This window comes from Sphingobium sp. (assembly GCF_035511395.1).
In the GTDB taxonomy this organism is placed as follows: domain Bacteria; phylum Pseudomonadota; class Alphaproteobacteria; order Sphingomonadales; family Sphingomonadaceae; genus Sphingobium.
Genome location: NZ_DATKFP010000203.1, coordinates 1 through 19,585, shown reverse-complemented (window position 1 = coordinate 19,585; position 19,585 = coordinate 1). Strand labels below are relative to the sequence as shown.

21 protein-coding genes are annotated in these 19,585 nt (G+C 63.8%); 10 read left to right on the top strand and 11 right to left on the bottom strand.

The features are described 5' to 3' along the window. Positions 1-102 precede the first annotated feature (102 nt). Complete coding sequence (locus VMR39_RS14200) at positions 103-408, bottom strand: plasmid stabilization protein (RefSeq protein WP_325416640.1); 306 nt, start codon at positions 406-408, stop codon at positions 103-105. A 117-nt stretch (positions 409-525) separates the two neighbouring features. On the opposite strand from VMR39_RS14200, the gene VMR39_RS14195 reads away from it, so the two are divergent. From VMR39_RS14195 to VMR39_RS14175, 5 genes are all read left to right on the top strand, one after another. Continuing rightward, entirely contained in the window at positions 526-858 is a 333-nt protein-coding gene (locus tag VMR39_RS14195) for a hypothetical protein (RefSeq protein ID WP_325416639.1), read from the top strand. Then, positions 855-1,088 (top strand): hypothetical protein, encoded by a 234-nt coding sequence (locus VMR39_RS14190; RefSeq protein ID WP_325416638.1) that lies wholly within the window; start codon positions 855-857, stop codon positions 1,086-1,088. Before VMR39_RS14195 ends, VMR39_RS14190 begins: the two co-directional genes overlap by 4 nt. Before the next feature lie 163 nt (positions 1,089-1,251). Then, on the top strand, positions 1,252-2,181 hold the full coding sequence (locus VMR39_RS14185; protein ID WP_325416637.1) for a DUF808 domain-containing protein: 930 nt from the start codon (positions 1,252-1,254) through the stop codon (positions 2,179-2,181). A gap of 177 nt (positions 2,182-2,358) precedes the next feature. After that, positions 2,359-3,669, top strand: a complete 1,311-nt coding sequence (locus tag VMR39_RS14180; RefSeq protein ID WP_325416666.1) for an MATE family efflux transporter — start codon at positions 2,359-2,361, stop codon at positions 3,667-3,669. A 91-nt stretch (positions 3,670-3,760) separates the two neighbouring features. Beyond that, positions 3,761-4,081: a hypothetical protein gene (locus tag VMR39_RS14175; RefSeq protein WP_325416636.1), complete on the top strand. Its 321-nt coding sequence runs from the start codon at positions 3,761-3,763 to the stop codon at positions 4,079-4,081. Positions 4,082-4,153: 72 nt separating this feature from the next. Here VMR39_RS14175 and VMR39_RS14170 read toward each other — a convergent pair whose 3' ends face one another. Together VMR39_RS14170 and VMR39_RS14165 are read right to left on the bottom strand one after the other, a co-directional pair. Further along, positions 4,154-4,924 carry an ABC transporter permease gene (locus tag VMR39_RS14170; protein WP_325416635.1) on the bottom strand — a complete coding sequence of 257 codons (771 nt, stop codon included), beginning with the start codon at positions 4,922-4,924 and terminating at the stop codon, positions 4,154-4,156. Further along, a complete protein-coding gene (locus VMR39_RS14165; RefSeq protein WP_325416634.1) occupies positions 4,921-5,853 on the bottom strand; it encodes an ABC transporter ATP-binding protein in 933 nt (310 codons plus the stop codon). The genes VMR39_RS14170 and VMR39_RS14165 overlap by 4 nt, the downstream gene beginning before the upstream one ends. Positions 5,854-5,981: 128 nt before the next feature. Here VMR39_RS14165 and VMR39_RS14160 point away from each other — a divergent pair, with 128 nt between their 5' ends. Further along, positions 5,982-6,512 carry an RcnB family protein gene (locus VMR39_RS14160; protein WP_325416633.1) on the top strand — a complete coding sequence of 177 codons (531 nt, stop codon included), beginning with the start codon at positions 5,982-5,984 and terminating at the stop codon, positions 6,510-6,512. Positions 6,513-6,562: 50 nt separating this feature from the next. On the opposite strand, the gene VMR39_RS14155 is transcribed toward VMR39_RS14160, so the two are convergent. After that, positions 6,563-7,192, bottom strand: a complete 630-nt coding sequence (locus tag VMR39_RS14155; RefSeq protein WP_325416632.1) for a class I SAM-dependent methyltransferase — start codon at positions 7,190-7,192, stop codon at positions 6,563-6,565. 96 nt (positions 7,193-7,288) lie between these two features. Continuing rightward, positions 7,289-8,191 carry a LysR family transcriptional regulator gene (locus VMR39_RS14150; RefSeq protein ID WP_325416631.1) on the bottom strand — a complete coding sequence of 301 codons (903 nt, stop codon included), beginning with the start codon at positions 8,189-8,191 and terminating at the stop codon, positions 7,289-7,291. Positions 8,192-8,310: 119 nt separating this feature from the next. Here VMR39_RS14150 and VMR39_RS14145 point away from each other — a divergent pair, with 119 nt between their 5' ends. Further along, on the top strand, positions 8,311-9,810 hold the full coding sequence (locus tag VMR39_RS14145) for a CoA-acylating methylmalonate-semialdehyde dehydrogenase (RefSeq protein ID WP_325416665.1): 1,500 nt from the start codon (positions 8,311-8,313) through the stop codon (positions 9,808-9,810). A gap of 112 nt (positions 9,811-9,922) precedes the next feature. Here VMR39_RS14145 and VMR39_RS14140 read toward each other — a convergent pair whose 3' ends face one another. Then, positions 9,923-10,225 carry a GIY-YIG nuclease family protein gene (locus VMR39_RS14140; RefSeq protein WP_325416664.1) on the bottom strand — a complete coding sequence of 101 codons (303 nt, stop codon included), beginning with the start codon at positions 10,223-10,225 and terminating at the stop codon, positions 9,923-9,925. 147 nt (positions 10,226-10,372) lie between these two features. Here VMR39_RS14140 and VMR39_RS14135 point away from each other — a divergent pair, with 147 nt between their 5' ends. The 3 genes from VMR39_RS14135 to mmsB all read left to right on the top strand — a co-directional run bounded on the left by VMR39_RS14135 (position 10,373) and on the right by mmsB (position 13,702). Further along, on the top strand, positions 10,373-11,515 hold the full coding sequence (locus VMR39_RS14135) for an acyl-CoA dehydrogenase family protein (RefSeq protein ID WP_325416630.1): 1,143 nt from the start codon (positions 10,373-10,375) through the stop codon (positions 11,513-11,515). Between the two features lie 31 nt (positions 11,516-11,546). Continuing rightward, positions 11,547-12,611: an enoyl-CoA hydratase/isomerase family protein gene (locus VMR39_RS14130; protein ID WP_325416629.1), complete on the top strand. Its 1,065-nt coding sequence runs from the start codon at positions 11,547-11,549 to the stop codon at positions 12,609-12,611. Positions 12,612-12,817: 206 nt separating this feature from the next. Next, the gene (gene mmsB, locus VMR39_RS14125; RefSeq protein ID WP_325416628.1) at positions 12,818-13,702 is read left to right on the top strand and encodes a 3-hydroxyisobutyrate dehydrogenase; all 885 of its coding nucleotides are present in this window, start codon (positions 12,818-12,820) and stop codon (positions 13,700-13,702) included. A gap of 91 nt (positions 13,703-13,793) precedes the next feature. Here the strand turns inward: mmsB and VMR39_RS14120 are convergent, their stop codons facing one another. The 5 genes from VMR39_RS14120 to VMR39_RS14100 form a co-directional block, all read right to left on the bottom strand. Further along, positions 13,794-15,023: a dipeptidase gene (locus VMR39_RS14120; RefSeq protein ID WP_325416627.1), complete on the bottom strand. Its 1,230-nt coding sequence runs from the start codon at positions 15,021-15,023 to the stop codon at positions 13,794-13,796. After that, the gene (locus VMR39_RS14115) at positions 15,023-17,407 is read right to left on the bottom strand and encodes a TonB-dependent receptor (RefSeq protein ID WP_325416626.1); all 2,385 of its coding nucleotides are present in this window, start codon (positions 17,405-17,407) and stop codon (positions 15,023-15,025) included. Before VMR39_RS14115 ends, VMR39_RS14120 begins: the two co-directional genes overlap by 1 nt. Before the next feature lie 229 nt (positions 17,408-17,636). After that, the gene (locus tag VMR39_RS14110) at positions 17,637-18,416 is read right to left on the bottom strand and encodes an enoyl-CoA hydratase-related protein (protein ID WP_325416625.1); all 780 of its coding nucleotides are present in this window, start codon (positions 18,414-18,416) and stop codon (positions 17,637-17,639) included. Positions 18,417-18,562: 146 nt separating this feature from the next. Next, positions 18,563-19,402: an SDR family oxidoreductase gene (locus VMR39_RS14105; RefSeq protein WP_325416624.1), complete on the bottom strand. Its 840-nt coding sequence runs from the start codon at positions 19,400-19,402 to the stop codon at positions 18,563-18,565. After that, the coding region (locus VMR39_RS14100; protein WP_325416623.1) for a GTP cyclohydrolase I at positions 19,399-19,585 on the bottom strand (187 nt) is incomplete at its 5' end. The genes VMR39_RS14100 and VMR39_RS14105, both read right to left, overlap by 4 nt.

Below are 19,585 nucleotides of genomic sequence, written 5' to 3'. Positions count from 1 at the left end.
CTCTATCGAGAGGCCGTTACTGGTAATAATAATAATTCGCAATATTAACTGGAGTGAAAATCGTACTAATTTGCAATAGCGTCGCAGTCGCTCCGCGAGCGCCTAATGTTTCGCGCGGCGGCGCCGGGTTTCCCAGCCCTTCTTAGCGGCGGCAGACCGATCCGCCGCAGATCTTTGCGCGGATGCCGCGCCGCCGATCTTGCCGCCTTTGCGCGACGAGACATGCGTATCGGGCTCGCCTCGGCCCGATCCCGACAGATTTCCACCACCCGATTCCTTGTTGACCGTCGCCCAGGCGCGCTTTTCCGCCTCTTCATGGCTGACACCGTGATCCTCATAACCCTGTTCGATATGCCGCGCCTTGCGCTTTTGCTTGTCGGTATAGCTGCTCTTGTCGCCCTGGGGCATGGCCGGTCTCCTGCATTCCCCGCTCTCCTCCAACCCGCCGATCGCAAGCTGGTTCATATCGATGCGATATCGTTACGAGGACGCGGAACAGCGGCGCGGGACGCGCGTTCGCTACATATGGAAGACCGTTCCCTGATCGAACGACTGGCCCGCCATCTGGCGGCGGCGGAGCCGGACGACTGGCCCGCCAGGGTGGAGGATGCAGCCAGCATTCTGGCCCTGTTGAAAGAGCCTGACACCGCCATGCGCACGGCCGGCGACGCGGCTGTCTGGCATTCGATGATTGAAGCGGCGCTGCGCGAGCGTTGGAGCGTCGGGCGGCTTGGCGCCGAAGAGGACGCACCGTCAGGATCGGATGAGGAAGGCGAGATTCGCCTGACCCCCGATGCCGTGCGGGGCGATCGTGCCGACTGGGTTCATCTTCATCCTGGGCAGGAGAAGCAATCATGAAGGGGCTGTTGAAACTTGCGGTCGTCACCGGCCTGGGCGCGATCGCGATCAAGGGATGGCGGGAGTGGATGGGCGACGGCCGCGAACCGGACGATCGTGGGCCGGTCGGATCGTCGGGTGTGGTGCGCGACGCCGGACCGCAAAATGGCGTTACGTCCGACCAGTGGGACAAGGTCGACGAACAGTCCGACGAAAGCTTCCCCGCCAGCGACCCGCCCGGAAACTACTGACCGCCTGATGGACGCCGCCTGATGGACAATGCGCCGTTCGGCGCTTTGCCGCACCGGCCCGGCTCCGATTTTCAAACCGATACAGTCCATTGCCCCCCCGATGCGCGCCCTCTATGAGGCTGACGCACGGGCGTTTTCACCCGCAACAGGGGAATCAAAAACTATGCCTTCGGGTCTGATCGCGCTGCTCGACGATGTGGCGGGCATTGCCAAGCTCGCTGCGACCTCGCTGGACGATGTCGCCGCCGCAGCCGGCAAGGCCGGGACCAAGGCCGCCGGTGTCGTGATCGACGATGCCGCCGTCACGCCCAAATATGTGATGGGCCTGACCCCAGACCGCGAACTGCCGATCATCTGGAAGATCGCCAAGGGGTCGCTGCGCAACAAGCTGCTCTTCCTGCTGCCCGCCTGTCTGTTGATGAGCGCCTTCGCGCCCTGGCTGCTGCCGCCACTGCTGATGCTGGGCGGCGCCTTCCTCTGTTTCGAGGCAGTAGAAAAGCTGCTGGAGGCGATTCAGGGCGGCCATGACGTCGCCGAGGAAGCGGTCAAGGCGCACAGTTCCGCCGAGCTGGAAAATCAGAAGGTGTCGAGCGCCATCCGCACCGACTTCATCCTGTCGGGCGAGATCATGGCGATCGCATTGGGCACGGTCGCGACCGAACCGGTATGGGAGCAGGCGATCATCCTGGTGGTCGTCGCCATCCTGATCACCGCGGGCGTCTATGGCGTGGTGGGCCTGATCGTGAAGATGGACGATATCGGCCTGCACCTTGCCGAAAAGGACGGCGCGGGCACGCAGGCTTTTGGCCGCACGCTGGTGAGGGCGATGCCGGTTCTGATGTCGATCCTGGCGGTGGTCGGCACCGCCGCCATGCTGTGGGTCGGCGGCGGGCTGATTGTTCATGGCCTGCATGAATTTCACCTCGACCTGATCCCCGGCGCGATCCACCATGTGGCGGAAGGGGCCGCCCGTGCGGTGCCCGCGATCGGCGGCTTCCTCGACTGGCTGGTCAACGCCATTGGCGGCGCGATCGTCGGGCTGGTGGTCGGCGGCGTCATCGTCGGCGTGCTGCATCTGTTCAAGAAGCACTGACGCCTTTATGAACGCCGTGCTCCTGCGAACGCAGGAGCCCAGGGCGTCGATAAGCGCCCAGCATCCTGGGCTCCTGCGTTCGCAGGAGCACCATGTCTTCTTGTCTGGACCATCAACGTGACCCACCCTTCCCCCTGGCGCATCGAGGCCGGCGCACTGATCGCGCTCGCCCTGCCGATGATCGCGGGCAATATCGCCTGGTCGGCGATCGCCGCGACCGATCTGCTGCTGCTCGGCCGCCGGGGCGCGGAAAGTGTGGCGGCGGGTGCGCTCGCCATCAATCTGTTCCATGCGTTGCTGATCTTCGGCATGGGCCTCGTCACCGCCGCCTCGCCACTGATCGCCACCGAACGGGGGCGCCGCCGCCATAGCGTTCGCGACGTGCGCCGCACCGTCCAGCAGACGCTGCGCGCCGCCGTCTTCTTCGTGCTGCCTGCCTGGGCGGTCCTGTGGGAATGCGAGACGATCCTGCTCGCCATGGGACAGCAGCCGGACCTCGCCCATGAGGCCGGCCAGTTGATGCGCGGACTGCAATGGGCGCTGCTGCCCTTCCTCTGCTTCACCACCTTGCGCAACTTCATCGCAGCGCTCGAACGGCCAGTCTGGGGGCTGATCGTGATGCTGCTGGCCATCCCGATCAACGTACTGATGGGCTGGGCGCTGATCTTCGGGCATTTCGGCCTGCCCGAACTGGGCCTGTTCGGCGCCGGCTTGGCCAGCACCCTCTCCTCCTGCTTCCTCTTCTTGGGGCTGCTGGCCGTCATCCTCGTCGATCGGCGCTTCCGCCGCTACAGCCTGATGGGCCGTTTCTGGACGCGCGATCGCGAACGCCATCGACAGGTCTGGGCGCTGGGCCTGCCGATCGCCATCACCCTGGGGTTCGAGACGACGGTGTTCAACGCCTCCGCCTTCCTCATGGGGCTGATCGGGCGGGACTCGCTCGCCGCCCATGCGGTCGCGATCCAGATCGCCGCGCTCGTCTTCATGGTGCCGATGGGCATAGGTCAGGCCGCGACGGTACGCGTCGGCATCGCCTATGGGCGCAGGGACCGCGCCGGCATCGGTCGCGCCGGCTGGCTCGCCCTGCTGATCGGCACCGGCTTCGCCATCTGCTCCGGCGCGCTGCTGATCCTGATGCCGCGCACGCTGGTGTCCGCCTTCCTGGATCTCAGCAATCCCGCCAACGCGCGTACCGCCAGCCTTGCCGTCAGCTTCCTCGCCGTCGCCGCGCTGTTCCAGCTGGTCGATGCCGCGCAGGCGGTCGGCGCGGGCGTGCTGCGCGGCGTGCAGGATACCAAGGTGCCGATGATATTCGCCCTGATCGGCTATTGGGTCGTGGGCATCGGCGTCGGCACCCTGCTCGCCTTCCCGCTGCGCATGGCGGGTGTCGGCATCTGGCTGGGACTCGCGAGCGGACTCGGCGCGGTCGCCGTCCTGCTCATCGCCCGCTGGAGCCTGCGCGAACGGCTGGGATTGATGCCGGCCTGATCCATTCGTCCCGACGATTGCACGGGAGGAATATGGTGCAGCGCACAAAGCAATTGAAAGAATCGGCAAAATCCGTCAGGGAGAGCCAATCATGCAAGCCCCGACCGAGATTTTTGAAGCGATCGCGCTCCAGAAGTGCCTGAAGGTGACCTATAACAAGATGGTCGTCACGCTGGCGCCGCACATCCTCTACACGCGTCATGACGAGATGTATATCGACGCCGTGACCACGGACCGCAACGGCACGCCGCCGCGCGAGCTGAAGCTCGGCACGTTCAAGCTGGCCGGCCTGTCCGACCTGCAAGTGCTGGATGAAGCGTTCGAGGCGATGTATGGCCTCTACAATGACGGCGACGACAAATATAAGGGTGTGACCCTGTTCGCCGTGACGCCGGAAAGCCAGGCGGCCTGAAGAAGCTACGCCTGACCAGTGGAGTATATGGGGCGGCCATGGGCCGCCCTTTTCATTTCTTCAGTCGCCTTTTCACTTCTTCAAGCGATAGCCGGTCCGGAACATCCAGCCGATGATGCCCAGGCACAGCGTCAGCATCGCCGCGACGAACAGCAGGCTATATTCGATCCCCACATCGCCCCGGCCGAAGAAGGTCCAGCGAAAGCCGGAGATCAGATAGACGATCGGGTTGAACAGGGTCATGGTCCGCCACGGATCGGCCAGCATGTGCACCGAATAGAAGGCGCCACCCAGGAAGGTGAGCGGCGTCACGACCAGCAGCGGGATCACCTGCAACTGTTCGAACCCCTGCGCCCAGATGCCCAGGATGAACCCGAACAGGCAGAAGCTGATCGCGATCAGGACCATGAAGCCCGCCATGGCGAAAGGATGGGCCACCTGGATGTCGACGAACAGATGCGCGGTCAGGAAGATGATGGTGCCCACGATCAGCGACTTGGTCGCCGCCGCGCCGACATAGGCGATCACCGTTTCCGTGGCGGAGATGGGCGCCGACAGCAGTTCATAGATGGTGCCGGTGAATTTGGGCATGTAGATGCCGAAGCTGGCGTTGAAGATGCTTTCGGTCAGCATCGACATCATGATCAGGCCCGGCACGATGAAGGCGGCATAGGGAATGCCGTCCACCTGCGTCATGCGCGATCCGATCGCCCCGCCGAACACCACGAAATAGAGCGTGGTGGTGATGACCGGGACCAGCAGTCCGGTCAGCCAGGTGCGGCGAAAGCGATGCAGTTCGAACTTGTAGATGGACGCGATCGCCCGGAAATTCTGGAGGCTCATGCGGCCTTCTCCTGATGGACGAGGCTCACGAAAATATCTTCCAGGCTGCTCTGCTTGGTGTTGAGATCCTTGTAGGCGATGCCGAGATCGCCCAGCCTGCGCAGCAGCGACGACACGCCGGTCCGCTCCGCCTGGGTATCGAAGATATAGTCGATCTCATGACCGTCTGCGCCCAGCGTGACGTTCCAGTCCGCCAGTTCCGCCGGAACCGCCTCGATCGGGTCGGCCAGCACCACGGTCAGCGCCTTCTTGCCGAGCTTTTTCATGAGCGCGGTCTTTTCCTCGACCAGCACCAGTTCGCCCCTGTTGATCACGCCCACCCGGTCGGCCATTTCCTCCGCCTCCTCGATATAGTGGGTGGTCAGGATGATGGTCACGCCGGTCTGGCGCAGTTCGCCGATCAGCTTCCACATGTCGCGGCGCAGTTCGACGTCGACGCCGGCGGTCGGTTCGTCGAGGAACAGGACGCGCGGTTCGTGGGACAACGCCTTGGCGATCATCACGCGGCGCTTCATGCCGCCCGACAGTTCAAGGATCTTGTTGTGGCGCTTGTCCCACAGCGACAGGTCGCGCAGGATCTTCTCGACATAGGCGTCGTTGCGGGGCTTGCCGAAGATGCCGCGGCTCAGCGCCACCGTGTCGATCACCCGCTCGAACTGGTCGGTGCTCAGTTCCTGCGGCACGAGGCCGATCGCCGTACGCGCGCCGCGATAGTCGCGGACGATGTCATGCCCGGCCACGGTTACGCTGCCGCCGGTCGCGCGGGCGATGCCGCAGATGATGGAGATCATCGTCGTCTTGCCGGCGCCGTTCGGGCCCAGCAGCGCGAATATCTCGCCTTCCTCGATCGTCAGGTCGACGCCCTTCAGCGCCTCGAAACCCGACGCATAGCGTTTTGTCAGGCCGTTGATTTCAATGATGGATGCCATGGATGGCTCTGCCCCCCTTTGCCTAGCCGGAAAGATAGGGCTGCGACGCCGCGATACAACCGTCTGAAAAACATTGCTCCAGCAATATGACGGGCTTAGATTCCGTTTCCCATAAGCGGAGATGGCCCATGAAAAAGGCAGTGCTCTTTCTCTCGATCGCGCTGATCGTCGCCCCCGACATCGCGTTGGCCCAGCAGCAACAGGACCGGATGCAAAGGCCGTCCCAGCCGCAACCGCCCCGGCCCCAACCTCCGAAACCCCAGCCGCCCAAACCGCAACCGCCAAGGCCAGGCGGGCCATCGGTCCAGCCGCTCCGCCCAGGCACCGGTGGGCCGGCGATCCAGCCGCCGCGACCCGGCACTCGCCCGGTCAAGCCGCTGCCGCAGCACCGCCCCGGCGCGGGCCGTCCGCCGCAATTCAGGCCGATCCACCGACCGGGCTTCCTCTACCCGCACGGTTATCGCTACCGCCGCTGGACCATCGGCCTGCTGCTGCCGACGATCTTCCTGTCGACCCAATATTATTATGACGACTATGCTCATCTGGGCGTCGGCGCGCCGCCGCGCGGTTATCGCTGGGTCCGCTATGGACCCGACTTGCTGCTGGTCCGCAGCCGCGACCGCAAGATCGTCGACGTGATCTACGGGGCCTTCTACTGACAGACCAAAAGGGCCGCATCACACGATGCGGCCCTTTTACGTGGCTCTCGCTATTCGCCCCGGCGGAAGAAGCGGAAGACGGTCGCCGGCGGGAAATTGCGCACCGTCTGACCGGCACGCACCACATCCAGGTCCAGCGCCTCCAGCAACTCGCGATTAACCGGCGGGCGCATCGAATAGGTGAACTGCACGAAACTGCCGCCCGGCTTCAACATGCGGAAGGCTTCCGACAATATGTCGACATGCATGCGCCGGTCCATCGCCAGCAGCGGCAGGCCGCTCACCACCGTCTGATAGTCGCCCGGCTCGCCCGCGGTCGCAGTCGACACGATCTGCGCCGGCGTTTCCAGCACGGACACATGGGGGAAATGCCGGCGCAGGCCTCGCGCGAAGGCGGGATTGATCTCCACCACCTCCAGCTTTTCGGGCGGCAGGCCGGTTTCCAGGATCGCGCGGGTGAACACGCCGGTCCCCCCGCCCAGTTCCAGCACGCGGCCGTCCTGCGGATCGATCTGCGCGACCATCAGGCGCGCAAGATAGCGGCTCGACGGAACGACCGACGCGGTCTGACGCGGCTTCTTCACCCAGGCGGCGAGGAAGTCCAGATATTCGGTCGCGCGCGCGCGAAACTCGCTGCTTTGCAGGGCCATGGCCCGGCTGCGCTTGGGCTTATACTGCATGGGCGAAATGCGAATGCTCTCTATCCATCGCGACTCCCTTAGCGAGCCGGACGGGCCACGTCGATTGACTTTCTGGCGAATTCGCGCCGGATCGCCTCAAGCGGCGCCCCGGACGTCGCGGAAACCGGACAATATGTCGACCCTGTCCTGCAACCAGTCGGCGACGGCCCCGATCCGGGCCAGACGCCGCATGTCGTCCTGCATCACCAGCCAGAAGCTGCGCGTGATTTCAACACGGTCGGCCATCAAGGGCATCAGGCCGGGATCGCGCCGGCCGATGAAGTCGGGCAGCACGCCGATCCCCGCCCCCTCCGCGATCATCCTCTGCTGCATGGTGATGCTGGTCGATCGCAGATTGGCCTCCAGCCCCGCCTCCACCTCGTCCAGATAGTCGAGTTCGGGGGAAAAGATGAACTCCGGCACATAGCCGACCAGCGTGCAATCGCGCAGGTCTGCGGGCTTGCCCGGCCGCCCGACCCGCTCCAGATAGGCGGGCGACGCGTAGAGGTGCAGCCGATAGTCGCCCAGCCGCCGCACCGTCAGTCGCCCGCGCTGCGGCCGCGCCAGCATCACCGCCATGTCGGCTTCCCGCTTGGAGGGATTGAGGAAACCCGATGCGGTGATGAGATCCAGCCTGATCCCCGGATGCCGCCGATTGAAATCCCCCATGCCCGGCGCCAGCACCCAGGTGCCGAACCCCTCCGCCACCGACAGCCGCACCTGTCCGCTCAGCTTGCGTTCCTGCCCGCTCATCTGCTCGACCGCCGCCAGCGCCGCGCTTTCGGCCGCCTCGGCATGGCCCAGCAATTCCTGACCGCGCGAGGTCAGCGACCGATCGCCTGCGCCGACCTCGAACAGGTCAGCGTCCAGCGCCTTTTCCAGCCGGGCGATCCGCCGCGCGATGGTCGTCGCGTCGATCCCCAGCGCCCGCGCCGCCGGCGCAACCTTGCGCGCGCGCGCCACGGCGAGAAATACCCTGAGGTCGTCCCAATCGAACATGCCGCCCCTTGTCGCTGCATTATTGCAGCATCGTCATGCGATATTCCGCTGTTGCTTGCAATAACGCCGCAGCGCTACAAGGCGGCAACCAAGGAGAGGCCAAGAACATGACAACCCCAATGCGTGAGATTTCGCACAAGCTCGCCTTCGCCCATGACGTCGCGCCGACGCGCTACAGCGACGTGTTCGATCCCAATAATGGCAGCGTGCAGGCGCGTGTAGCGCTGGGCGATGCCGCCCTGCTCGACAAGGCGGTCGAGGCCGCGAAGAAGGCGCAGCCCGCCTGGGCCGCCGTCAATCCGCAGCGCCGCGCCCGCGTCATGTTCAACTTCAAGGCGCTGGTCGAAAAGCATATGGACGAGCTGGCGCATCTGCTCAGTTCCGAACATGGCAAGGTGATCGCCGACGCCAAGGGTGACATTCAACGCGGTCTGGAAGTCATCGAATTCTGCTGCGGCATCCCTCATGTCCTGAAGGGCGAATATACCCAGGGCGCAGGGCCGGGCATCGACGTCTACAGCTTCCGCCAGCCGATCGGCATCGGCGCTGGCATCACGCCCTTCAACTTCCCCGGCATGATCCCGCTGTGGATGTCGGGCGTCGCCATCGCGACCGGCAATGCCTTCATCATGAAGCCATCCGAACGCGATCCGTCGGTGCCCGTGCGTCTTTGCGAACTCTTCCTGGAAGCCGGCCTGCCCGAAGGCATCCTTCAGGTCGTGCAGGGCGACAAGGAAATGGTCGACGCCATTCTCGACCATCCGGATATCGGCGCGATCAGCTTCGTCGGATCGTCGGACATCGCCCATTATGTCTACAAGCGCGGCGTCGACAACGGCAAGCGCGTGCAGGCCATGGGCGGCGCGAAGAATCACGGCATCGTCATGCCGGACGCGGACCTCGACCAGGTGGTGAATGACCTCTCCGGCGCCGCCTTCGGGTCGGCGGGTGAGCGCTGCATGGCGCTCCCCGTCGTAACCCCGGTGGGCGAGAAGACGGCCAACGCGCTCCGCGAAAAGCTGATCCCCGCGATCGAGGCACTGCGCGTCGGCGTCTCCACCGATCCCGAAGCCCATTATGGCCCGGTCGTCACCGCCGCGCACAAGGCGAAGATCGAAAGCTATATCCAGATGGGCGTCGACGAAGGCGCTGAACTGGTGGTCGACGGTCGCGGCTTCACGCTCCAGGGACATGAGGAAGGCTTCTTCGTCGGGCCGACGCTCTTCGACCATGTGAAGCCGACCATGCGCTCCTACAAGGAAGAAATCTTCGGCCCCGTGCTCCAGATGGTGCGCGCGGAGAGCTTCGAGGAAGCGCTCGCCCTCCCCAGCCAGCATCAATATGGCAATGGCGTCGCCATCTTCACCCGCAACGGCCATGCGGCGCGCGAATTCGCTGCCCGCGTCAATGTTGGCATGGTCGGCATCAACGTACCCATCCCGGTGCCGGTCGCCTATCACACCTTCGGCGGCTGGAAGCGCTCGGCCTTCGGCGACACCAACCAGCACGGCATGGAAGGCGTGAAGTTCTGGACGAAGGTCAAGACCATCACCCAGCGCTGGCCCGACGGCGGGGTGGGCGACGCGGCCAACGCCTTCGTCATCCCGACCATGGGGTGATTTTGGGGATGCTCCTCCTTTCCGTCATCCTGACGAAAGTCAGGATCCAGGTTTCCAGGCGCAATGCGAGGGACTCTGGATGCCGGATCAAGTCCGGCATCCAGAGTGGGGTTCAGAGTGGATCGAAGCCCAAATGCTCCGCCAGATCGAGCCAACGGGGATTGTCCGCCTCGATAAGGTCCAGCTTCCATTTCCGCCGCCAGTTCTTCAATTGCTTTTCCCGCACGATGGCCACTTCCATGGTGTCGCACATTTGGAACCAGACGAGCCGATTGACATCATATCGCGCGGTGAAACCATCCATCGCCTTGGCGCGATGCTGATGGATGCGCCCCATCAGGTCGAATGTGATGCCAATATAGAGCGTGCCATTGCGCTCACTGGCCATGATGTACACTGCGGGTTGACGGTCCATCAAATGATGCTGCGATGAGGAATTTCTTGAATCAAGTTGATCATCATCATCCTGACGAAAGTCAGGATCCAGAGGTTCAGATACAATGTCCAGCACTCTGGATGCCGGAGCAAGTCCGGCATGACGCCGTTGAGGAATGAAGCTGCCATGACCCAATTCGACCTGACCGACGACCAGCGCGCGATCCAGGAGATGGCGCAGCGCTTTACCGCCGATGCCATCACGCCGTACGCCGCCGAGTGGGACGAGAAGCATATCTTCCCCCGCGACACGATCCGCGCCGCCGCCGAACTGGGCTTTGGCGGCATCTATGTGTCGGAGGAAGCGGGCGGCATCGGCCTGGGGCGCCTGGAAGCCGCGCTGATCATGGAGGCGCTGGCTTATGGCTGCCCGTCCACCAGCGCTTTCATCTCCATCCACAATATGTCGGCCTGGATGATCGATCGTTTCGGCGGTCAGGCGGTGAAGGACAAATATCTCCCCGACCTCGTCCCGATGGCGCGCATGGCGAGCTATTGCCTGACCGAGGCGGGCGCAGGCTCCGACGCGGCCAGCCTCAAGACCCGCGCGGTTCGGGACGGCGACCATTATGTCGTCACCGGCTCCAAGCAGTTCATCTCCGGCGGCGGCGAGAATGAAGTCTATGTCGTCATGGTCCGTACGGGCGAGGACGGCCCCAAGGGGATCAGTTGCCTCGTCATCGAAAAGGACATGGAAGGCGTCAGTTTCGGCGCGCAGGAACGCAAGCTCGGCTGGCATTCCCAGCCCACCGCGCAGGTCAATTTCGACGGCGTGCGCGTGCCGGCGGAAAATCTGGTCGGCGGCGAAGGCGAAGGCTTCCGCATCGCGATGATGGGTCTGGACGGCGGCCGCCTTAACATCGGCGCCTGTTCGCTGGGCGGCGCACAACGCTGCATCGACGAGGCGGTGCAATATACCAAGGACCGCAAGCAGTTCGGCCAGTCGATCGCCGACTTCCAGAACACCCAGTTCACGCTTGCCGACATGCAGACGGAATTGGAGGCGGCGCGCACCCTGCTCTACGCCGCCGCGGTAAAGGTGACGGAGAATGCGCCCGACAAGACCCGCTTCGCCGCGATGGCGAAACGGCTGGCCACCGACACGGGATCGTCCGTGGCCGATCGCGCGCTGCAACTCCATGGCGGCTATGGCTATCTGATGGATTATCCGATCGAGCGCTTCTGGCGCGATCTGCGCGTGCATTCCATATTGGAAGGCACCAATCAGGTCATGCGGATGATCGTCGCGCGGGACATGCTGCGGCAATAGTCGCCTCCCCCACCGGATTTGAGGAGCAGATATGACGGACCAGGTTCTGACCTTCATCGAAAATGGCGTCGGCCGCATCCGGCTCAACCGGCCCAAGGCGATCCATGCGCTGACGCCGGAGATGTGCGAAGCGATCAACGACGCGCTGCTGGAATGGGCGCAGGACGACAGCGTGCTGGCGGTCATCATCGATCATACGGAAGGTCGCGGCTTCTGCGCTGGCGGCGACATTGCGCTGATCGCCAACAGCGCCAAGGCGGACTGCATCGAGGCGGAGCGCTTCTTTCACGTCGAATATCGGATGAACCATCTGCTGTTCGTTTATCCCAAGCCGATCGCCGCCTTCATCGACGGCATCGTCATGGGCGGCGGCGTCGGCATCTCGCTCCCCGCCCGCTTCCGCATCGCGACCGAACGCACGACCTTCGCCATGCCCGAAACCGGCATCGGCCTGTTCCCGGACGTGGGCGGCGGCTGGTTCCTGCCGCGCCTGCCCGGCCGCGTCGGCGCCTGGCTGGCGGCGACCGGATCGCGGATCGACGGGGCGGACTGCGCCGCGATCGGCATCGCTACCCACTATATCCATTCCGACAAGCTGGACTCGATCAAGGCCCGCATCATGGCCGATCCGCTGGGCATGGGCGAGATACTGGACGAGAATGCGGAAGTGCCCCCCTCCTCGAAACTGGAGGCGAACCGCGCCGATATCGACCGCCTCTTCGCATCCGACAAGGCCGAGGAGATCGTCGCCGCACTCAAGGACGATGGCGGCGACTGGGCAGCGAAGCAGCTGAGCGTGCTGGCTACCAAGTCCCCCCAGACGATCAAGGTCGCGCTGCGCCAGCTGGTCGAGGGTGGCAGGAAGACCGACTTCGCCGACAATATGGCGATGGAGTTCGGCCTCGCCTGCGCGATCATCCGCCGTCCCGATTTCGTCGAGGGCGTGCGCGCGGTGATCTTCGACAAGGATAATGCACCGAACTGGAGCCCGGCGACGCTGGAGGACGCGAGCGATGCGATGATCGATGCGATCTTTGCCCCGCTGCCGTCGGAAAAACAGTGGACGCCGCTGCCGCAACTGGCGGAGGTGGGCTGATCCTGTCCTACAGGGCCGGTGGCTGCTAGACTGATGTCCAGCCTCCTCCAGCCCGTCGCGCCCGACTTTCCGATAGGATCACAACGGCGTAACAAAATGTCAGAATTTGCGGGAAATGTGCGAAGTTAAGAGCATCGCGCGAAAAAGTGGGAACCGGTTTTTCGCGGCTGGCGATGCGGCAACATCAAGCTGGAGAGGATAGGAAATTGACCCAGACGATCGCCTTTATCGGCCTTGGCAATATGGGCGGCGGCATGGCCGCCAACCTGCTGAAGAATGGCTATGCGGTGCGCGCCTTCGACCTGTCGGAAGAGGCGCTGGCCAAGGCGGAAGGCCATGGCGCGGTCCGCGCGACCAGCGCCGCCGACGCCGTGGCCGGCGCCGACGCGGTCGTGACGATGCTGCCCGCCGGCAAGCATGTCGAAGGCGTCTATGGTGGTGAGGTCTTTGGCGTAGCGAAGCCCGGTGCGCTCTTCCTCGATTGCTCGACGATCGACGTCGCCACCGCCCGCCGTGTGGTCGAGGCCGCGACGGCAAAGGGTTTCGAGATGGTCGACGCCCCGGTGTCCGGCGGCATCGCGGCCGCCAATGGCGGCACGCTGACCTTCATGGTCGGCGGCACGGACGCGGCCTTCGCCAAGGCCAAGCCGATCCTGTCCGCCATGGGCAAGGCCGTGATCCATGCCGGCGGCGCGGGCAATGGTCAGGCGGCCAAGATATGCAATAACATGCTGCTGGGCGCGACCATGGTCGCCACCTGCGAGACGTTCGCCATGGCGAAGAAGCTCGGCCTCGACCCGCAGACCTTCTACGACATCAGCAGCGTCTCTTCGGGCCAGAGCTGGTCTATGACCAGCTATTGCCCCCTTCCCGGCGTCGGCCCGCAGACGCCCGCCGACAATGGCTATCAGGGCGGTTTCGCCGTCGGCCTGATGCTCAAGGATCTGAAGCTGGCGACCGAGGCCGCCGCCTCGGTCAGCGCATCGGTACCGATGGGCAATGCCGCCGAAGCGCTTTACCAGATGCTCGCCAACCAGGGAGAAGCCGGCCGCGACTTCTCCCTGATGATCGAGATGCTGGAGGGGAAATAGCAACATCCGTTCGTTTCGAGCGTGTCGAGAAACGTCAAGCATTGCGCTAACCGCTTCTCGACTTCGCTCGACGCGAACGGATGTGGGGACTTTACTTACCCTTCGCCGCGTCCGCCGCCGCCAGCACCCGCAGCACATTGCCGGACCAGATCTTCTGGAGATCAGCTTCGCTATAGCCGGCCTTCAGCAAGGCGGCGGTGATCTTCGGCAGGTCGACCACATCCTCCATGCCGACAACGCCGCCGCCGCCGTCCCAGTCGAGGCCGATGCCGACATGGTCCGGCCCCACGACCTTCAGCGCATGGAGCATGTGCGCCATGAAATCGTCGAAGGTCGGCCGATCGGTGTCGGGATAGAGGCGATCTATTTCCTGCCGTTTCGCCAGCAGTTCGGCGCGCTTTTCCGGCGACAGCTTGGCGTCCTCGCGCATCTGGCCGTAGAGCGCCTGCAAGGCCTTCTGCCGTTCGGGATTGGGCTTTGATGCGCGCAGATAGGCGCCATAGGCGTTCATCTGGATCACGCCGCCCTTAGCCGCCAGCGCCTTCAGATGCGCGTCGTCGATGTTGCGCGGATGATCATAGACCGCCTTGCAGCCCGAGTGGGTCAGCAGCACTGGCGAGGTGGACAGCGCCAGCAGATCGTCCAGCACCTGATCGCTGCTGTGCGAGGCGTCGGGAACCACGCCCAGCCGGTTCATTTCCTTGAGCAGTTCCTTGCCCAGCGGACTGAGGCCACCATAGCGCGGCTTCTTCGACGGATCGGTCGAACTGTCGGCGAACTGGTTGTGCGCGAAATGGGCAAAGCCGGACACCCGCACGCCCATGTCGTAGAAGGTCTTGAGCAGGGACACGTCCTCGCCCAGCGGATAGGCGTTTTCGATCGACATGTAGACGACCCGCTTGCCCGCCGCAGCGATCGGCGCAGCATCCTTCGCCTCCGTCGCCAGCGCGAAATTGTCCGGGTCGGCCGCGACCATCGACCGGATCGACATGCCGCGCAGCAGCGCGAAGTCGCGCGCCTTGCGGAAGCCTTCGATCGTCAGCGGCCCCTGTCCCGTATAGATCGCCCAGAAGCCGCCATCGAGGCCGCCCTTCTTCATGCGCGGCAGGTCGACCTGGGTAAAGTCGCTATGATAGCCATGTTCCTCCTCGATCGACCAGCCGGGCAGGTCGAGCGAGGCAGGCGTGTCGAGATGGCTGTCGAGCGTCAGCAGCCGCTGGTGCAGCGACAAGTCCTTCTTCGTGACGGCCGGCGCCTCCGCCTGTGCGGTCAGCGGGAGCAGCGCGGCGAGCGCCGCTCCCATCAGCAGAACAGCCCGCATCAGATTTCGCCCGAGATGGTGAACTGGAAGGTGCGCGGGGACAGCGGACGGAAATTGCCGTCGCCCGTCACCGCCGGCGAAATGTAGGACAGCGTGTCCTTGTCGAAGATATTGTCGATGTTGAACCGCGCCTTCACGCCCTTGACCGGACCCAGGCTGATGCCGTCGCCGATATCCACATAGGCGCTGAACACGGTGAAGCCCTTGACGCTAGACCCGGCCGAATTGTCGAAGGTCGACCAGCGCCGCGAGGTATATTTGCCGCTGAAATTGCCCACCAGCCAACTCGCCGGCTCGATGGTCACGCCGCCATTGACGATCCACTTGGCGCTGTCGGGGATATATTTGCCGTCGGTCTGATAGGTAAGCGTCGCGGTAGCGATATCGTCCTTGAACTTGGCGATATTGTAGGTCGCGTTGAGATTGAAATAGGCAAGGCCGTTCAGATAGCCCGGCTTGTAGGTGCCGCTGAATTCCGCGCCATAGGCCGTCACCCGGCCGACATTCTGGTAGAAAGTCTCGATGACGTTGGTGGTGCCGGGCAGGATCGATCCGATCGACTGGATGCGGTTCTTGAACTTGGTATAATAGACTGCGTAGGAAGCGTAGAATTCACCCTGATTGGTGCGGATGCCCGCTTCGAAATTCTGCGATCGTTCGGGCGCCGGAGCGGGCACGCCGACTGCGCTGCTGTTGAGCGAAACCGAGAAGACGTCGTCCAGTCCTTTGGGCAACGCCATATTCTCCGCATAGGAAGCGAAGACCTGGCTCTGGTTGTCGAGCTTGTAGAGCACGCCCGCCATCGGCAGGAAACCGTCGCTATAGCTGGTGCGCAGCGTCTGCGGTCCCCAGCCCGCAACCCAACGGGGCGCGGCGGTCGTCCCGGCGTTGCGATAATAGTCGTTGAAATCGCGATAGCCGCTGTAGCGATAATCGATGTTCAGCGCCTTGATGCCGAGGTCGAAGATCAGCCTGTCGTCCAGCAGGGCGATCCGGTCCTTCACGAATGCCTGCGTCGTATTGCGCTGGCTCTGATAGTCGCGGCGAACATAGACGAGTTCATCGAGGTTCGGCGCGCTGGCAGGCGAGCCGTCGGTCGTGTTGTAACGCGCCTGGGTGCGGTTATAGGTGTCGACCTCGCCCCAGAGGCCCGCCTCCAGCGTGTGCGCACCGATCTCCCAATGCAGCTTGGTGGTCAGACCATAACGGTCGCCGCCCACGGTCGACAGGCCATATTGCGTGCCCTTGGGCGCAGTGAGCGCGATGCCGGCCGCCGTTTCGCGCTGGTAGATGGTCAGGCTGTTGGCATAGGTGTCGGGCGACACGCCATAACCGCCCTTGTCTTCATAATAGGCGGTCGCTTCGGCCCAGACGCCATCGGCGATGCCGGCATGAACGGTGCCACCATAGAGCTTGTCGTCGCGGACGTTGATGGCGAGCGTATTGGTATAGGCATAGTTGGCGTTGCTGTAGGCCGGCCCGCCCGCGACCGGCGCGAAACCGGGCGTCGTATTGGGTACGACGGAGATATAGCCGCGATCCCGGCCGCTCTTCCCGCCGACATCGGTGCCGGTCAGATATTGGCTGCGGCTGAGCGATGGGGAATCGAAGTCATTGAACTTGTTCGATACGAACTTGAACCGCGCCCAGCTGTCGCCGCCCAGATCGGCGTGCAGCATCCCTTCCCAATGTTCGCGATCGACCGTGCCGTCGCCGCGCCACAGATCGGTGTCCAGCTTGGTCCGGCTGACATAGGCGCGGAACGGCCCGACCTGTCCGGTGCTGGCACGGATGAAGGTGCGCTTCATGTTGAAGTCGCCGAAGCTCTGGGACACGAACAGGCCCATCTCTTCCTGCGGCTTGATGCTGTTATACTGCACCACAGGGCCGAGCGTCGAATAGCTGGGTAGGCCAACGTCGCCTGCGCCGACCGCGGCTTCGACCACGCCCAGATTTTCATTGTCGACATAACGGAAGACCGGACTGCCGCCGAAAGCGTCGCTGCGGCCGGTCGGGATGCCGTCGACCACGAAGCCGATCTGGTCGAGGTTGAAGGCGCGCGTCTGGACGCTGTTGCCAAACTCGTAGAGGCCGAGCGCGCCGTCGGTCTGCACGTTGAAGCCGGGCAGCTGCTCGAGCATCTTGAGGCCCGAAATGCCCGACGGCGCGGACAGCAGCGCCTCGCGCGTCACTGCCACGACATTGCTGACCTTGTCCTCGCCGATCGCCTCGGCCGATTGCGAGATACGGCGGCCGGTGACGGTGATCATGCCTTCATCGCCGTCCACCGGCTCCTGCGCATGGGCGGCGCTCAGCGCCCCGGCGGCGCAGGCAAGCAGCAGTGCGGCGCGCGTGGAAAAGCGGATGGACGGAGTAACGGACATGCAAGTGGCTCCCTGTTTCACAACGAGCCAATCAGGGGGCGCTTTGCTGCGCCTCACCTCTCCCCGGACGATGAAGGCGGACGCATCGCTGCGCCCGCCGTCGTTTCTGCGTTTTCTTGTGAAACGAGAGTGTCGGGGAACTCCACCATGGGCCAACGAGAATTTCTCAGCCCATGGCAGGATAATCAATATGTTACGGGATATTTCAAAGATATGCCCGCGATAATGGTCAGCGGCCCTGCCAGACGCCCGCCCGCTTTTCGACAAAGGCGGTCATGCCTTCCTTCTTGTCTTCGGTCGCGGTCAGGATCTGGAACAAGCGACGCTCGGTCAGCAAACCCTGGGCCAGCCCCGTCTCGAACGCGATATTGACCATTTCCTTGTTCATGATGCTCGCCATCGGCGGCATGGCGGCAATCGCGGCGGCTGTCTTCAACGCTTCATCCAGCAGTTCGGCGGCGGGGACGATCCGGCTGACGAGGCCCGAACGCTCTGCCTCCGCCGCATCCATCATGCGGCCGGTCAGGCACATTTCCATAGCCTTGGCCTTGCCCACGGCGCGGGTCAGGCGCTGCGATCCGCCCATGCCCGGCGCAACGCCCAGCTTGATTTCGGGCTGGCCGAACCTGGCCGTATCGCCCGCGATGATGAAGTCCGCCATCATCGCCAGTTCGCAACCACCGCCCAGCGCAAAGCCTTGCACTGCCGCGATCCAAGGCTTGCGAGTGGCGACGACACCAGTCTGCCAGCCGGAGAAGAAATCCTCCAGGAAGAAGTCGGCCGAACTCTTGTCGACCATTTCCTTGATGTCGGCGCCCGCCGCAAAGGCCTTTTCGCCGCTACCGGTCAGGACGGCGCAAAGCTGGGTCGGATCGGCATCATAGGCGGCAAAGGCAGCGCTCAAATCCTTGAGTACCTGGCTGTTCAGCGCATTCAGCGCCTGCGGCCGGTTGAGCGTGATCAGCGTTACCGCGTCGCGCTGTTCGACCAGGATCGTTTCATAGGTCATCGCCATCTCCTTTTAGCGTTTTCTAAGCAGGGGGTACCACCGGCTGACTCGGGAAACGCGGACAACAGAAAGTCTTGATTTGGAGACCGGTCTATTGCCCCTGAAGGTGCTTCACCAGCCCCCATGTCCTCGCATTTGTGCCAGTGCTATCGGCACAGATGCATGAAGTCGCGGTCATAGCTTTTCAGATGGGCGCCGCCATCGACATAGATCGTCTGGCCGGTCACCGCGCTTGCGTCGACTAGATAGAGGACCGCCTGCGCAATCTCCTCCGCCAGCGGCAAGCGAGCGAGCGGCATCATCGCCCCCAGCCGCTCCATCTGCGCCTCGTCATAATCAGGTGTCGCTATGGTCAGGCCCGGCGCCACCGCATTGACTCTGACCTTGGGCGCCAGGCTGTGTGCGCTGGTGCGGGTCAGGCCGGCGAGCGCAAGCTTGGACAGGGTATAGGCCAGCTGGTCGGCATGAGGGTGGTCGATCCGCTGATCGAGAATGTTGATGATGCAGCGATCGCCGACGCCCGCCGGCACGGTCGCGAACGCCTTGGTCAGCATCGTCGGTGCGGCGCAGTTCACCGCATAATGACGCATCAGGTCATCCGCGCTCACCGTGTCGAGCCGGTCCTGGCCGAACATGGCGGCGCTGTTGACGAGGATATCGGGCGGGCGACCGAAGCGGGCCGCGACCATGCCGACCAGTTCCTCGGCCCCTTCGGGATCGGCGAAATCGACGACGAAGCCGTCCCATTCCGTCCCCTGCTCCTCGAAGGTCAGCGCGAGATGGGAATCGAGCCGTGTGTCATGGCTGCCGTGGATGGCGAGTGAATGGCCCGCCTTCGCCAGCGTCGCCGCGATGATGCCGCCCAACCGCCGGTGCCCGCCGGTGACGAGCGCCAACCGCTTCTGCGCCAGCGGCGCGCCGACGGGCGGGGCGTCGTTACGCGCCTTGCCGAGCGGACGATAGGCAGGCTCTTCCGTGTCACTCATGAGGCGATGAGCTTCAGCACTTCCTCGCGCGACTTTTCATCGTCGCGGAATACGCCGAGCATCCGGCTGGTCTTCATCATGACGTTGGGCGTGCGCACGCCGCGCCCGGTCATACAGCCATGGGTCGCCTCGATCACCACGGCGACGCCCTGGGGCTTGAGATTTTCCCAAATGCAGTTGGCG

Excerpts from the sequence above, each read along its gene's own strand:
- VMR39_RS14200 (WP_325416640.1), bottom strand. The coding sequence starts at position 408 with ATGCCCCAGGGCGACAAGAGCAGCTATACCGACAAGCAAAAGCGCAAG.
- VMR39_RS14195 (WP_325416639.1), top strand. The coding sequence starts at position 526 with ATGGAAGACCGTTCCCTGATCGAACGACTGGCCCGCCATCTGGCGGCG.
- VMR39_RS14190 (WP_325416638.1), top strand. The coding sequence starts at position 855 with ATGAAGGGGCTGTTGAAACTTGCGGTCGTCACCGGCCTGGGCGCGATC.
- VMR39_RS14185 (WP_325416637.1), top strand. The coding sequence starts at position 1,252 with ATGCCTTCGGGTCTGATCGCGCTGCTCGACGATGTGGCGGGCATTGCC.
- VMR39_RS14180 (WP_325416666.1), top strand. The coding sequence starts at position 2,359 with ATGATCGCGGGCAATATCGCCTGGTCGGCGATCGCCGCGACCGATCTG.
- VMR39_RS14175 (WP_325416636.1), top strand. The coding sequence starts at position 3,761 with ATGCAAGCCCCGACCGAGATTTTTGAAGCGATCGCGCTCCAGAAGTGC.
- VMR39_RS14170 (WP_325416635.1), bottom strand. The coding sequence starts at position 4,924 with ATGAGCCTCCAGAATTTCCGGGCGATCGCGTCCATCTACAAGTTCGAA.
- VMR39_RS14165 (WP_325416634.1), bottom strand. The coding sequence starts at position 5,853 with ATGGCATCCATCATTGAAATCAACGGCCTGACAAAACGCTATGCGTCG.
- VMR39_RS14160 (WP_325416633.1), top strand. The coding sequence starts at position 5,982 with ATGAAAAAGGCAGTGCTCTTTCTCTCGATCGCGCTGATCGTCGCCCCC.
- VMR39_RS14155 (WP_325416632.1), bottom strand. The coding sequence starts at position 7,192 with ATGCAGTATAAGCCCAAGCGCAGCCGGGCCATGGCCCTGCAAAGCAGC.
- VMR39_RS14150 (WP_325416631.1), bottom strand. The coding sequence starts at position 8,191 with ATGTTCGATTGGGACGACCTCAGGGTATTTCTCGCCGTGGCGCGCGCG.
- VMR39_RS14145 (WP_325416665.1), top strand. The coding sequence starts at position 8,311 with ATGCGTGAGATTTCGCACAAGCTCGCCTTCGCCCATGACGTCGCGCCG.
- VMR39_RS14140 (WP_325416664.1), bottom strand. The coding sequence starts at position 10,225 with ATGGACCGTCAACCCGCAGTGTACATCATGGCCAGTGAGCGCAATGGC.
- VMR39_RS14135 (WP_325416630.1), top strand. The coding sequence starts at position 10,373 with ATGACCCAATTCGACCTGACCGACGACCAGCGCGCGATCCAGGAGATG.
- VMR39_RS14130 (WP_325416629.1), top strand. The coding sequence starts at position 11,547 with ATGACGGACCAGGTTCTGACCTTCATCGAAAATGGCGTCGGCCGCATC.
- VMR39_RS14120 (WP_325416627.1), bottom strand. The coding sequence starts at position 15,023 with ATGCGGGCTGTTCTGCTGATGGGAGCGGCGCTCGCCGCGCTGCTCCCG.
- VMR39_RS14115 (WP_325416626.1), bottom strand. The coding sequence starts at position 17,407 with ATGTCCGTTACTCCGTCCATCCGCTTTTCCACGCGCGCCGCACTGCTG.
- VMR39_RS14110 (WP_325416625.1), bottom strand. The coding sequence starts at position 18,416 with ATGACCTATGAAACGATCCTGGTCGAACAGCGCGACGCGGTAACGCTG.
- VMR39_RS14105 (WP_325416624.1), bottom strand. The coding sequence starts at position 19,402 with ATGAGTGACACGGAAGAGCCTGCCTATCGTCCGCTCGGCAAGGCGCGT.